Source organism: Staphylococcus sp. SB1-57, assembly GCF_017086425.1.
Taxonomy (GTDB): domain Bacteria; phylum Bacillota; class Bacilli; order Staphylococcales; family Staphylococcaceae; genus Staphylococcus; species Staphylococcus warneri_A.
In genome coordinates this window covers 1133008-1147357 of the sequence record NZ_CP070964.1, presented here as the reverse complement: position 1 = coordinate 1147357, position 14350 = coordinate 1133008, and the positions used below count along the sequence as shown (strand labels likewise).

The following is a 14350-nucleotide window of genomic DNA, read 5'->3' as shown; positions in this document are numbered from 1 at the left end:
TATGCTTTTTGTTTATAGATGTTTCATTTAAAAAATAAAAAATGCCGTTAATCCTAAGACCATATCCATGAATTAACGGCAAAATTTTATACTACATAACTTAACTGACCAGAATTTTTATAAACATCATCGATTGTTGCGCCACCAAGGCAAACCTCTTCATTATAAAAAACAACTGCTTGACCAGGTGTAATCGCTCTAACCGGTTCATCAAATGTTACTCTTATTGCTTCATTATCTTCTCTTTGAACAAAAACTTTAGTATCTTTTTGTCGATATCTAAATTTAGCAGTGCAATAAAAACCTTTATCTAAATCAACATCTTGTTCATTAACAAACGATACATCTGACGCAATTAAATAGTCACTATATAATGCATCATGATGGAATCCTTGTTCAACATACAATACATTGTCTTCTAAATTTTTACCGACTACAAACCACGGGTCGCCATCTCCACCAATACCTAAACCATGTCTTTGGCCGATTGTGTAATACATTAAGCCACTATGCACACCCATTTTTTTACCATCAAGTGTTATCATATCACCTGATTGAGCTGGGAGATATTGAGATAAAAATGTCTTGAAGTTTCTTTCGCCTATAAAACAAATGCCTGTTGAATCTTTTTTCTTAGCTGTAGCTAAATCTTGTTCTTCTGCTATTTCACGAACACGTTTTTTATCAATATCACCGATTGGGAACATGACTTTAGAAAGTTGCTGTTGTGAAAGTTGATTTAAAAAATATGTTTGATCTTTATTGTTATCAATACCTCGCAACATTTCAACATGACCGTCTTCATGTCTTCTAATACGTGCATAATGTCCTGTTGCTACGTAATCAGCACCTAACTTTAAAGCATGTTCTAAGAATGCTTTAAATTTAATTTCTTTATTACACATTACATCAGGGTTTGGTGTACGCCCTTTTTTATATTCATCTAGAAAGTAAGTAAATACTTTATCCCAATATTCTTGTTCGAAATTAACTGCGTAATATGGAATGCCAATTTGGTTACAAACAGCTATAACGTCATTATAATCTTCAGTAGCTGTACAAACGCCATTTTCATCAGTATCATCCCAATTTTTCATGAAGATGCCAATCACGTCATAGCCTTGTTCTTTTAATAGATATGCTGTTACTGAACTATCGACACCACCTGACATACCAACGACTACACGTGTATCTTGATTCGTCACGATTATTCCTCCTTAAATTTATGATATATTTTATGAATTTCTGCGACTATATATTTAACTTCGTGCTCTGTAGTCATTTCATTAAAACTAAATCTCACTGAATGTTTCGCTCTTTCTTCGTCTTCATACATAGCTGCTAATACATGTGAAGGTGTCGTTGACCCTGCTGTGCAAGCAGAACCTGAAGACACATAAATTTGACTTAAATCGAGCAGTGTTAGCATTGTTTCCACATCAATAAAGGGAAAGTATAAATTTATGATGTGGCCGGTTGTATCAACCATTGAACCATTAAGCTCAAATGGAATGGCACGTTCTTGCAAACTCACTAAAAATAATTCTTTTAAATTCATTAAATGGATATTATTATCATCCCTATGTTGTTGTGCTAACTCAATCGCCTTAGCAAAACCAACAATCTGGGCTAAATTTTCTGTTCCTGCTCGACGTTTTGTTTCTTGTTCACCACCAAGTTGAGTAAATTGTATTGGTGTATTTTCTCTTACTAGTAATGCACCGATGCCTTTAGGACCGCCAAATTTATGACCAGTCACGCTCATAGTGTCAAATTTAAAATCATCAAAATCTATATCTAAATGACCAATGGCTTGTACTGCATCAACATGGAATAATGCATTCGTTGAGGTAACGATATCTTCAATATCATACATTTGTTGAACTGTACCAACCTCATTGTTCACAAACATGATAGATACAAGAATTGTTTTTTCTGTAATAACTTCTTCTAATTGATCTAAATCAATGGCACCCGTATCATCTACATCTAAGTATGTTACATCATAACCTTCACGTTCTAATTGCTCAAACACATGTAATACAGAATGATGTTCTATTTTAGTAGTGATTAAATGATTGCCAATATGTTCATTAGCTTTAACTAAACCTTTAATGGCAGTGTTGTTAGATTCTGTAGCACCACTTGTAAATATGACTTCAGATGGTTTAGCTCCTAAACATTTGGCTACAGTTCTGCGTGATTCATCTAAATATTTACGTGCGTCTCTTCCAATTGAATGAATTGAAGATGGGTTACCATAATGAGATTGATATATATCCATCATCGCCTCTACAACTTCAGATTTAACTGGGGTTGTGGCAGCATAATCAGCATAAACTTCCATGTTTGACACTCCTCACAAAATTATCAATGTTCCTATAATAGCACCTAGAAACGTATTTTTCTACCTATCTGTTTGACAAAAATAGTTAGTATAATTTTAACATTATATTGTTATAGTTGATAATATGAATTATAAATCTAACTATTATTTTCTCTTAATTTAATTAGTAATATTGTTCTGTGTAATGAGCAATTTAATATTGATTTCTGCTAATCGTTGTTATACTTCATATACTATTTTTACTATGGAGGAATAATTGATATGAATAAACTTAAAGTATCTGCATTAAATTTAGTACCTATTAGAGAAGGACAAGAGGATAGCGACGCTTTACATGATATGATTGATTTAGCACAATATTTAGAACAAGTAGGATATGAAAGGTACTGGATTGCTGAGCACCATAATGCGCCTAATTTAGTAAGCTCTGCGACTGCATTATTAATTCAACATACTTTAGAACATACAAAAACGATTAAAGTCGGATCTGGAGGAATAATGTTACCCAATCATGCGCCTCTTATAGTAGCGGAACAATTTGGTACAATGGCTACTTTATTTCCTAACCGCGTAGATTTAGGTTTAGGCAGAGCACCAGGTACAGATATGATGACAGCAAGTGCATTGCGCAGAGACCAACATAATGGTGTTTATCAATTTCCAGATGAAGTAGATCAATTACAACAATATTTCGGACCAGCAAATCAACAAAGTTATGTTCGTGCCTATCCAGCTGTGGATAAACAAGTACCTTTATATATATTAGGTTCTTCCACTGATTCGGCACATGTTGCTGCTAGAAGAGGTTTGCCATATGTTTTTGCTGGGCATTTTGCGCCACAACAAATGAAAGATGCGATACAAATATATAAAGATTTATTTGAACCATCAAAGTTTCTAAGTGAACCTTATGTTATTATAGGATTAAATGTTATCGTTGCAGACACAGATGAAGAAGCCGAATATTTAGCAAGTTCAATGGCTCAAGTTATGGTTAGTATTACTAGAGGTAAAATGCAACCTGTTCAACCACCAACAGATAAATTAGATCAAGTGTTAACACCAAGGGAATTGGACATGGCGAAACAACGAATCAACTCATCAATGATCGGCTCTGAAAGTACAGTTAAGCAAAAAATTAAAGCTTTTATTGATTATTATGGCGATATCGATGAAATTATGGGTGTGAGCTATATATATGATCAACAAAAACAACATGAGTCATATCAAAAATTTAAACACATTATCGATTCAATATAATTGAATTGATATATTAGACTGAAACGTGAAATTAACGTTTCAGTTCTTTTTATATACAAAAAAAGGTAGCGCTATTGCACTACCTCATTACTTATAAGAATACGATTATTTATCGTCTTTATCTTCTTTTTTATCTTTGTCGCCTTTACCAGTATCAGTGTACTCGTTAATTGAATCTTTAGCTTTGTTTACTTGCTCGTTATCACTGTTTTTGAATTTTTCTGCTGCATCTTTCGCTTTATCCATGAATCCCATAAATATAAGCTCCTTTCAAATTTAAAACTAAATTGTATTTGTTAAAACTTAAATTTTAACTTTATTACATCAATTGCCATGTGAATAAGATTAATTCAACAATTGTTATGATGTATATTCTATTCATACCACTTGGTCAAGGAACTAAACATATCAATCAAATAAAATTAGGAAATTTTAAATAAAATACAATTTAAGATTTGTTCACAGCACTATTCAAAAGCTTGATAGCAGAGCTTTAGATGATATGCTAATAAATAAAAAATATGGAAATTAATCCATATTTTTTATTAAATTTATAGTTATTAGGATTTAAACCTCTTTAAAGGGCACTTGCCTTTCCTGCATTGCTTGTTGAAATTGGATTCCCAATTTCTATTTGCTGGGTCCCTTGCCCTTCTTGCATTGTTTGTAGGTTTTCTTTTCGAAAACCTCTATGAAGGGTCCCTATATATAAAACATGTATCCGTCTAGGTTTTGGTCTGTTTCTTTGTATTCTGCAAGGTATTGTAGTGTTGTTTTGTCGAGTACGTCTCTGACTGCGTCTCTCATTCTTAACCATAATTGTTTTTGTGCAGGTGGTTCTGACTCTATACTTTCTACGAAGGTAATAGGTCCTTCTAATAATCTGATAATATCACCAGCTGTAATTTCTTCAGCAGGCAATCTTAATTGGTACCCACCCTTTGCGCCTCGAACGCTTCGAATTAATCCAGCATTTCTTAAGGGTCCAACAAGTTGTTCTAAATATAAATCACTTAAATTATTTTCTTCGGCTATTGTTTTTAATGATACGCAACCCTGGCCTTCTCTTTTAGCAAGAGAAATCATTAAAGTTAAGCCATATCTCCCTTTTGTTGATATTTTCATTGTATAACCTCACTTAATTCGAATTATATATTCCCATTCTATCATTTTTTGCGTTAAGATAATATTAGAAAGGTGTGACAAATGTGAATACTGAACCTTTAGCGTCAAGGATGAGACCAATTAATATTGATGAAATCATTTCACAACAACATTTGGTTGGACCAACAGGTATTATTAGAAGAATGGTAGATACTAAAAGATTGTCCTCAATGATATTTTATGGACCACCTGGAATAGGTAAAACAAGTATTGCTAAAGCTATTGCTGGTAGTACTCAATATAAATTTAGACAACTCAATGCTGTAACAAATACCAAAAAAGATATGCAAATGGTTGTCGATGAAGCAAAAATGTCTGGACAAGTCATCTTGTTATTAGATGAAATTCACCGATTAGATAAAGCGAAACAAGACTTTTTATTGCCCCATTTGGAAAATGGAAAAATTGTCTTAATAGGTGCAACCACTTCTAATCCTTATCATGCAATTAATCCGGCAATTCGTTCAAGAACTCAAATCTTTGAATTGTATCCACTCGATGATAACGATATTAGATTAGCACTAAATCGCGCTTTAGAAGACGATCAGCGTGGTCTTAAATCATATACACCTGAAGTTGATGATGATGCTATGACCTATTTCTCAACTCAAAGTCAAGGTGATGTTAGAAGTGCACTAAATGCCTTAGAACTTGCTGTTTTAAGTGCAACTGAAGAAGATGGACAACGTCATATTACGTTGCAAGATGCGAAAGATTGCTTGCAAAAAGGCGCTTTCGTTAGCGATAAAGATGGAGATATGCACTATGATGTGATGAGTGCATTTCAAAAGTCTATACGAGGTAGTGATGTCAATGCGGCATTGCATTATCTAGCCAGATTGATAGAAGCTGGTGATTTGCCTACAATAGTCAGACGTTTACTCGTTATTAGCTATGAAGATGTAGGTTTAGCTTCACCTAATGCTGGACAACGCACATTAGCAGCTATTCAATCAGCTGAAAGATTAGGTTTTCCTGAAGCAAGAATCCCATTAAGCCAAGCAGTAATTGAATTGTGCTTATCACCTAAATCCAATTCAGGCATTTCAGCTATCGATAAAGCTTTAAGTGACATTAGACAAGGCAAAGTAGGACAAATACCTGACTATTTAAAAGATGGTCATTATGCTGGTGCGAAAGAATTAGGCCGAGCTATTGGTTATAAATATCCACATAATTATGAAAATGGCCATGTAGTTCAACAATACTTACCTGATATACTTAAAAATCGTATTTATTATGAACCTAAAACGACCTCTAAAAGTGAACAACAATTTAAAACCATTTATGAGAATTTATTGAATAAGTCTCAATAAGTCAAAAGATAGTTTGCCTAAATGTAGTCATTACATTATAGACAAACTATCTTTTTATTTACTATTTAATTATTGACCTTTATCTTTAATTCGACGAATCGGAATGTCTTTAAGAATATCATTAATGACATAACTTGAACAAATTAAACCGACCACACTAGGGACATATGCATTGGAAGATGGTGGCATTTGTCCTTTCCTGTTGATAGCGTTTTTGTCACCTACTGTTTCTTTTACATCTTCTCTAATTACAATTGGACTTTCATCTGAAAATACAACTTTTACTCCTTTTCGAATACCTACACGTTTTAATCTATTACGAATTACCTTTGCCATTGGATCTGTATGTGTTTTTGAAATATCTGCAATTTGGAATCGAGTAGGATCTATTTTATTAGCTGCACCCATACTTGAAATCATATCGATACCACGTTCTAAGCATTCTTTCATTAAATGAACTTTATAAATAATGGTATCACTTGCATCGATAAAATAATCAATATCATAGTTATTAAATATATCTTCATATGTTTCTTCTGTATAAAACATATGTAATGACGTTACTTTACAGTCTGGATTAATTTGTTTAATTCTCTCTTCCATTAATGTCACTTTGCTTTGTCCGATAGTCGACGTTAATGCATGGATTTGACGGTTAACATTTGTAATATCAACATCGTCTTTATCTATTAAAATGATATGTCCTATATTCGTTCTAGCTAATGCTTCAGCTGCAAAAGATCCGACGCCACCGACACCAAGCACAGCTACAGTTTTACTTTTTAATAAATCAAGTCCCTCTTGTCCGATTGCTAACTCATTTCTAGAAAATTGATGTTTCATTTTAATCTCCTTTAACTAAACAATCCAAATCAATATGTATTTTAAGTATTATTTTAATTTAAAAATAAAAATACGCAAGACCTAAGTCTTGCGTACCGATAGAGTCCGTAGATGCCGTAGTTATAAATAGCTTGATCATTCGGCCTGCTATATACAGGTGGGTGCCCTGTTTCATGTTTTGCAAGTCCTCCTAATGAGGCGTTTGCGCTGCATGAAAACCTATTGGGCTCCCTGATCAAAGAGTGTTAGGCCCAAATAAAAAGCAAACATACGAACATCACAGATGACTATCTTATGTCATTATAATATCACAAACTTAGAAAGAAAGGAATTAAACAACATTGTAAATTTTAATTCCTTTTTATTCAGACAACATTTAGACATATTCACAAGAAATTAACGCTTAGGTACACTAATGGCTAATTCTTAATGATAATTCTTCTAATTGTTTTTCTGAAACTTCACCAGGTGCATCTGTTAATAAACAAGTAGCTGATGCAGTTTTAGGGAATGCAATTGTATCTCTTAAGTTTGTACGGTTAGTTAATAACATCACTAATCTGTCTAATCCTAATGCGATACCGCCATGTGGTGGCGCACCGTATTTGAATGCATCTAATAAGAAACCAAATTGTTCTTGTGCTTGTTCTTTAGTAAAACCAAGTACTTCAAACATTTTTTCTTGTAATTCTCCATTATGAATTCTGATTGAACCGCCACCTAATTCATAACCATTTAATACGATATCATAGGCATTCGCTTGTGCATTTTCAGGCTCTGAATCTAATTTCTCAATATCTTCTTTTTTAGGTGATGTGAAAGGATGATGTGCAGCTACATAGCGTTTACTTTCGTCATCATATTCTAATAAAGGCCAATCTGTTACCCATAAGAAGTTTAATTTTGTTTCATCAATTAAGCCTAACTCTTTAGCTAGTTTAATACGTAATGCACCTAAACTTTGTGCTACAACATCTGGTTTATCAGCAACAAACATGACTAAATCCCCAGATGATGCTTCTGTTAATGATTTTAATTGTTCTGTATCTTTATCTTCAAAGAAGCGAGCAATTGGACCTGTTAAACCTTCATCAGTAACCTTAACCCATGCTAAACCTTTCGCACCATATATATTTACAAACTCAGTTAAAGCATCCATGTCTTTACGTGTGTATTGATCAGCAGCATCTTTAGCCACGATTGCTTTAATTTCACCATTATTCTCAACAGTATCTTTAAACACTTTAAAGTCCATATCATGACCTAATTGAGATACATTAATCAATTCCATGTCAAAACGTGTATCAGGTTTATCAGAACCATAGCGGCTCATTGCTTCAGCATAAGTCATTCTTGGGAATGGTCCAGGCACATCAATACCTTTGACATCTTTAACGACTTTACGTAACATTTCTTCACCCATAGCCATAACATCTTCTTGGTCTACAAAGCTCATTTCAATATCGACTTGGGTAAATTCTGGTTGACGATCTGCACGTAAGTCTTCATCACGGAAACATTTAACGATTTGATAATATTTATCAAACCCACTAATCATTAACAATTGTTTAAATAATTGAGGTGATTGTGGTAATGCATAAAATTCTCCATCATGAACACGTGAAGGTACTAAATAGTCTCTGGCACCTTCTGGTGTTGATTTAGTTAACACCGGTGTTTCAATGTCATAAAATCCATTATCATCTAAATATTGTCGAATTGAACGTGTTGTTTGATGTCTCATTTTAAAAGTTTGTGCTAGTTCTTGACGACGTAAATCTAAATATCTATATTTTAATCTTATATTTTCATCTACGTTGGTATTTTCTTCATTTATTGAAAATGGTGGTGTTTCTGATTTATTGATAATTTCAATATTTGAAACTTGTACTTCTACTTGACCTGTTTTAATTTTAGGATTTACTGTTTCAGCGTCACGTTTAGTTACTACACCTTGAACTTCAACAATATATTCAGATCTTACAGTTTCAGCGATATTTAATGCTTCTTGTGAAAAATCTGGATTAAAGACAATTTGCACAATGCCTTCTCTATCTCTTAAATCGATGAATATCAATCCACCAAGGTCACGTCGATTGTGTACCCAACCTTTTAATGTTACTTTTTCATTTAATAAATCTTCTGTGACTAAACCACAGTATGTCGTTCTTTTACTCATTTCAAAACTTCCTCTCTATTTGTGAAAATAATCAACAATTTGGTCTAATTGAATTGATTCAGATTCACCAGTTTCCATATTTTTAATATCAATTTGATTGTTTTCTAATTCTTGATCACCAATTACGATAGTATAATTTGCATTTAGACGATCTGCTTGTTTCATTTGACCTTTAATCTTTCTATTAAGATAATCTTTATCAGCTTTTACGCCATTTTTTCGTAATTCGTTAAGTAATTTAACTGCATAACGATCTGCTTGTTCTCCCATAGTAACGATAAATAAGTCAAAGTCATTTTTTATATCTAATTCAATGCCTTCTTCTTCTAATGCTAACAATAATCTTTCAATGCTTAATGCAAAACCGATACCTGTTTGGCTAGGTCCATCTAACAATTCAAGTAGGCCATTATAACGACCACCACCACACAAGGTTGTAATTGCACCATCATAATTTGGATTATCCATCATCAATTCAAATGCAGTATGTGTGTAATAATCTAAACCACGAACAAGATTAGGATCTTCTACATATGGAATTCCTAAATCATCTAAATGTTTTTTTACTTGTTCGTAGTATGCTTTAGAATCTTCGTTTAAGAAGTCCGTAATACGTGGTGCATTTTTGACAGCTTCTTTGTCTCTATCAACCTTACAGTCCAAGATTCTCATTGGATTAGTGTGTAGTCTAGACTGACAATCTTGACAGAAATCATCAATTACTGGTTCAAAGTGTTTAACCAATGCTTCATTGTATTCTTTACGAGAGTCACTATCTCCAATACTATTTATCACTAATTTTAAGTGCTTTAACCCAAATGATTGATAGATATGCATTACCATTGTTAAAACCTCAGCATCAATGCTTGGATTTTCAGAACCAATTGCTTCAACACCAAATTGATTAAATTGTCGATATCTACCTTTTTGTTTACGTTCATATCTAAACATTGGACCATTATAATATAACTTAACTGGTTGATTAGGATTTCCTTGCATTTTATGTTCAATATATGAACGAACTACACCAGCAGTACCTTCGGGTCTTAATGTTAGGCTACGGTCACCTTTATCTTTAAATGTGTACATTTCCTTTTGTACAACATCAGTTGAATCACCAACACCTCTAGCAAAAAGTTCAGTACTCTCAAAGATAGGTGTTCTTATTTCTTGATAATTATAAATTTCCATCAATTGGTCTAATTTATTTTCAATGTATCGCCACTTGATTGAATCTTCTGGTAATATATCTTGCGTTCCTCTTGGAATTTTTATCATATTTTATCTCCTTTACTAATACTCAAGGGTTTTCATTTCTTTTTCTTTTTATAAATGTGAATAAAAAAGCCCTTGCATAGCATTAAATACTATACAAGGGACGAAAATCCGTGTTGCCACCCTAATTGATTTGGACATTACTAACGTCACAAATCCACTCAAAACGTTTAACGTACGTTAGCCGGCTTTACTTTTAAATAAAGCACCTCTTCTTGTGTTCAAAGAAATAAACTACTCAGCGTAATCTTTCAGCCTCATGGATTACATTTCTACGTATATAAATATATACTACCTCTTTCGTCTATTCTTTCAAGAATACAATCGGTTTACTATTTATAATTCATTTATAATGATAACGAGTTTTCATTTGATTTGCAAGTTCTATGATGAGAAATATTGTTTTAATCCATCAACGATAGCTTCCTCTACAACTTGTCTATGTAGTTGGTCCCGTACTATTACTTCATCTGTAGGATTACTGATATAACCTAGTTCTAATAATACTGCTGGTATGTTTGTTTGTCTCAAGACTTGATAATTTTGTTGTCTGGCTTCTTTATTTGTAAGGAGGGATTTCTTTTGGATGCTACTGCTGAGTGTTTGTGCTAATGCTTCTTGATTATCTTGTAACCAATACACAGTTACACCATTCGCATTTGGGGAATCTAGTGAGTCATTATGTATGCTTATAAAAGCGTCTCCTTTGATATTCCTATCATCCAAAGACACATATGTATCATTAGAACGCGTCATTTTAACATGAGCACCTTCTTTTTCAAGTAAACTTTTTAACTCTTTAGCAGTTTTTAATGTATATACTTTTTCTAAACTCTTTGAGGATGTGTTACTTGAAGCACCCTGATCACGTCCACCGTGACCAGGATCAAGTACAATTGTTTTACCTTTTAATGGTGCGGATTTTTTAGAATTATCAGCATGGATATTTAAATTGGTGTGCCAACCTGCAACCCACCCTTTTTCATCTCCAGCTTTATTCTTTACTTCAATCCACTTACCCGATTTATCAATCTTCTCAAAGGTATCTCCCTTTTCAATCTTATAAATAACAGGATAAGCTGCATTAGGTCCAGTTCTCAACTCAGCATTTTCAGTTATAGTGATTGTACCATTATCTTCATCATTATAATTTAAAAACATAAATAATAAAATGAGAAATAGTACAAAACAAATAACAACGATTAACGTTAGTCGATTCATAAGACCATGTTTGGTTAACCATGTATTTATTTTATTCATATCATTTTGCCATCCTGACTCTCATATATGATTGTTACAGGACCATCATTTTGAATGTCTACATTCATATGAGTACCAAATTCACCTGTTTTAACGTTCAAGCCATATGATCGAAGTGCTTCGTTAAACAATTCATATAATTCATTTGCTGCCTCAGGTGGCATTGAATCAGAAAAACCAGGACGATTACCTTTTTTTACATCGGCATACAATGTAAATTGAGAAATTGATAGTATTTCTCCTTCAATTTGTTGAATATTATAATTCAATTTGTCATTTTCATCTTCAAATAATCTTGCATTCGCGATTTTCTTAGCTATTGTTTGTACATCTGCTTCTGTAGAGTTTTTACCAAATCCTATTAATAAACAATAGCCTTTTTGAATAGCATTATGAATGTTGTTATTTGAAACAGAAGCTTCTGAAACTCTTTGTACAACTACTCTCATTTTTCTTTGCACCTCTTAAGTTCTAGTTCCAAACTCTTGTAACAGTATATACATCACCTAACTGTTTGATCTTTTCAACTACACGGTATACATCGTTAACATTTTTTACCATGACACTAATATTAATGACAGCATTTTTATCAATATCAGATCGACCTGATACTTTAATTAGACTTCCAGCTGTAGAATTTACAGCTTGTAATACTTCGTTTAACAATCCGTTGCGATCATATGCAGTGACTTCTAAATCGACTTGATAACGTTGTGTTGAGTCTTTAGATTTCACCCATTCAACTGATATTAAACGTTCTGTTTCATTTTTTATATTAGGACAATCGGTTCTATGTACCTTTATACCATGACCTTTGGTGATATAACCTACAATATCATCACCAGGTATAGGATTACAACATTTTGATAGTTTAATCAGTACATTTTCTAATCCTTCGACGTATACACCGCTATCAGTAATAATATCTTCTTTGATTGGAACTGATTTTGTCACTTCTTGTGCTTCATTTAAAGCTTTTTGCTTATCCAAAATTCTTTGACGTTCAGTTAACTTATTTACTATTTGGATAGCAGTTACGCCACCGAAACCAACTGCAGCATATAGATCATCTTCATTAGCAAAATGATATTTTTCATTCACTACATCGATATTTTTTTCGGTAAGAATATCGTCTACTCTAAAACCTTGTTCTTTAATTTCAGCTTCAACCATAAATTTACCTTTTTCAATATTAGAAGAGCGATCTTGCTTTTTAAAGAAGCTTTTAATTTTACTTTTCGCACTAGATGATTTAACAATTTTCAACCAATCTCTACTTGGTCCATATGAATGTTTACTCGTTCTAATTTCAATGATATCACCAGTTTGTAATATATAATCAATTGGTACAATTTTACCGTTGACTTTAGCACCTATCATTTTATTACCAACTTCACTATGAATAGCATATGCAAAATCAATAGGCACAGCACCATAAGGTAACTCTATGACATCACTTGCAGGTGTAAATGCATATACTTTATCACTTTGTAAATCATACTTGAGTGATTCCATAAATTCTTGTGCATCTGAAGACGTATGATCAGTTTCAGCTAAATCTTTTAACCAATTTAATTTATTTTGGAAATCCTGTGTTTTTTCGTTTACAGTTTTCCCTTCTTTATATGCCCAATGCGCAGCTACACCATGTTCAGCAATTTCATGCATTTCATAAGTACGTATTTGAATTTCTAGTGGGTCCCCATTAGGGCCTACAACAGTAGTGTGAAGTGATTGATACATATTTTGTTTTGGCATTGCTATATAATCTTTAAAACGACCAGGCATCGGCTTCCATAGTGTATGGACCAAACCTAATATCGCATAGCAATCATTGATTGTATTTACTATGATTCGGATAGCTAGTAAATCAAATATTTGATCAAATTGCTTTTTTTGTTTCATCATTTTTCTATAAATACTATAGATGTGTTTAGGGCGACCATTTATTTCGCCAACGATACTCATTTTATCCATTTCTGTTTCTATCTGGCCAATGGCATTGTCAATATAAGCTTCACGTTCACTTCTCTTTTTCTTCATTAAATTGACAATTCGGAAATATTGCACACTATCAATGTATCTTAAAGCCGTATCTTCTAATTCCCATTTTATAGTATTGATACCAAGTCTATGTGCTAAAGGTGCATATATTTCTAATGTTTCTTTAGAAATACGTATTTGTTTCTCTCTAGGCATAGCTTTTAACGTTCTCATATTATGTAATCGGTCAGCTAATTTTACTAAAATCACACGGACATCTTTAGCAATAGCAATAAATAATTTACGATGATTTTCAGCTTGTTGTTCCTCTTTCGAACGATACTTCACTTTTTTAAGTTTTGTGACACCGTCTACGATTCTTGCTACTTCTTCGTTAAACATTTTTTTAACGTCATCAAATGTATATGCGGTATCTTCTATGACATCATGTAAAAAGCCTGCAACGATTGTGGGACCGTCTAAACGCATCTCAGTTAGAATTCCAGCTACCTGAATAGGATGCATGATATATGGTAAACCATTCTTCCTAAATTGTCCTTGGTGCGCTTCATATGCAATATGATAACTCTTTAAAACATATTGGTATTCGCTTTCGCTTAAATAGGACTTTGCTTTGTAAAGCACCTCGTCAGCACTATAAGGATACTCGTTGTTCAATATATGACACCCCACTCATTGATTATACTTTCATGTTTAAATTTC

The 14350-nt window shown here is 33.0% G+C and carries 12 protein-coding genes and 1 other RNA gene; 2 read left to right on the top strand and 11 right to left on the bottom strand.

Annotated elements, in window-relative coordinates; translation table 11 throughout:
- Positions 1-86 precede the first annotated feature (86 nt).
- Both mnmA and JX000_RS05680 read right to left on the bottom strand, forming a co-directional pair.
- On the bottom strand, positions 87-1205 hold the full coding sequence (mnmA, locus tag JX000_RS05685) for a tRNA 2-thiouridine(34) synthase MnmA (protein WP_002451818.1): 1119 nt from the start codon (positions 1203-1205) through the stop codon (positions 87-89).
- A 2-nt stretch (positions 1206-1207) separates the two neighbouring features.
- Complete coding sequence (locus JX000_RS05680) at positions 1208-2347, bottom strand: cysteine desulfurase family protein (protein WP_124227799.1); 1140 nt, start codon at positions 2345-2347, stop codon at positions 1208-1210.
- 261 nt (positions 2348-2608) lie between these two features.
- Here JX000_RS05680 and JX000_RS05675 point away from each other — a divergent pair, with 261 nt between their 5' ends.
- Complete coding sequence (locus JX000_RS05675; RefSeq protein ID WP_124227800.1) at positions 2609-3607, top strand: LLM class flavin-dependent oxidoreductase; 999 nt, start codon at positions 2609-2611, stop codon at positions 3605-3607.
- Between the two features lie 105 nt (positions 3608-3712).
- On the opposite strand, the gene JX000_RS05670 is transcribed toward JX000_RS05675, so the two are convergent.
- Complete coding sequence (locus JX000_RS05670; protein WP_124227801.1) at positions 3713-3862, bottom strand: SAS049 family protein; 150 nt, start codon at positions 3860-3862, stop codon at positions 3713-3715.
- A 447-nt stretch (positions 3863-4309) separates the two neighbouring features.
- Positions 4310-4732: a cysteine metabolism transcriptional regulator CymR gene (cymR, locus tag JX000_RS05665; RefSeq protein ID WP_002451814.1), complete on the bottom strand. Its 423-nt coding sequence runs from the start codon at positions 4730-4732 to the stop codon at positions 4310-4312.
- 83 nt (positions 4733-4815) lie between these two features.
- On the opposite strand from cymR, the gene JX000_RS05660 reads away from it, so the two are divergent.
- Entirely contained in the window at positions 4816-6087 is a 1272-nt protein-coding gene (locus JX000_RS05660) for a replication-associated recombination protein A (protein ID WP_206140987.1), read from the top strand.
- Between the two features lie 69 nt (positions 6088-6156).
- On the opposite strand, the gene JX000_RS05655 is transcribed toward JX000_RS05660, so the two are convergent.
- The 7 genes from JX000_RS05655 to JX000_RS05625 all read right to left on the bottom strand — a co-directional run bounded on the left by JX000_RS05655 (position 6157) and on the right by JX000_RS05625 (position 14305).
- Positions 6157-6930, bottom strand: coding sequence for a tRNA threonylcarbamoyladenosine dehydratase (locus JX000_RS05655; RefSeq protein WP_002451812.1), 774 nt, complete (start codon positions 6928-6930; stop codon positions 6157-6159).
- Between the two features lie 98 nt (positions 6931-7028).
- Positions 7029-7219, bottom strand: a non-coding RNA gene (ssrS, locus tag JX000_RS05650) — 6S RNA.
- Positions 7220-7342: 123 nt separating this feature from the next.
- A complete protein-coding gene (gene aspS / locus JX000_RS05645; protein ID WP_124227804.1) occupies positions 7343-9109 on the bottom strand; it encodes an aspartate--tRNA ligase in 1767 nt (588 codons plus the stop codon).
- 15 nt (positions 9110-9124) lie between these two features.
- On the bottom strand, positions 9125-10387 hold the full coding sequence (hisS, locus tag JX000_RS05640; RefSeq protein WP_206140986.1) for a histidine--tRNA ligase: 1263 nt from the start codon (positions 10385-10387) through the stop codon (positions 9125-9127).
- A gap of 381 nt (positions 10388-10768) precedes the next feature.
- Positions 10769-11644, bottom strand: coding sequence for an N-acetylmuramoyl-L-alanine amidase family protein (locus JX000_RS05635; RefSeq protein ID WP_206140985.1), 876 nt, complete (start codon positions 11642-11644; stop codon positions 10769-10771).
- Complete coding sequence (gene dtd / locus JX000_RS05630) at positions 11641-12093, bottom strand: D-aminoacyl-tRNA deacylase (RefSeq protein ID WP_124227806.1); 453 nt, start codon at positions 12091-12093, stop codon at positions 11641-11643. Before dtd ends, JX000_RS05635 begins: the two co-directional genes overlap by 4 nt.
- 22 nt (positions 12094-12115) lie before the next feature.
- Positions 12116-14305, bottom strand: a complete 2190-nt coding sequence (locus JX000_RS05625) for a RelA/SpoT family protein (RefSeq protein ID WP_124227807.1) — start codon at positions 14303-14305, stop codon at positions 12116-12118.
- Positions 14306-14350 lie beyond the last annotated feature (45 nt).

Bases quoted from the DNA above. Each gene is read 5' to 3' on its own strand.
- JX000_RS05680 (WP_124227799.1), bottom strand. From the start codon at position 2,347: ATGGAAGTTTATGCTGATTATGCTGCCACAACCCCAGTTAAATCTGAA.
- JX000_RS05675 (WP_124227800.1), top strand. From the start codon at position 2,609: ATGAATAAACTTAAAGTATCTGCATTAAATTTAGTACCTATTAGAGAA.
- JX000_RS05670 (WP_124227801.1), bottom strand. From the start codon at position 3,862: ATGGGATTCATGGATAAAGCGAAAGATGCAGCAGAAAAATTCAAAAAC.
- cymR (WP_002451814.1), bottom strand. From the start codon at position 4,732: ATGAAAATATCAACAAAAGGGAGATATGGCTTAACTTTAATGATTTCT.
- JX000_RS05655 (WP_002451812.1), bottom strand. From the start codon at position 6,930: ATGAAACATCAATTTTCTAGAAATGAGTTAGCAATCGGACAAGAGGGA.
- aspS (WP_124227804.1), bottom strand. From the start codon at position 9,109: ATGAGTAAAAGAACGACATACTGTGGTTTAGTCACAGAAGATTTATTA.
- hisS (WP_206140986.1), bottom strand. From the start codon at position 10,387: ATGATAAAAATTCCAAGAGGAACGCAAGATATATTACCAGAAGATTCA.
- JX000_RS05635 (WP_206140985.1), bottom strand. From the start codon at position 11,644: ATGAATAAAATAAATACATGGTTAACCAAACATGGTCTTATGAATCGA.
- dtd (WP_124227806.1), bottom strand. From the start codon at position 12,093: ATGAGAGTAGTTGTACAAAGAGTTTCAGAAGCTTCTGTTTCAAATAAC.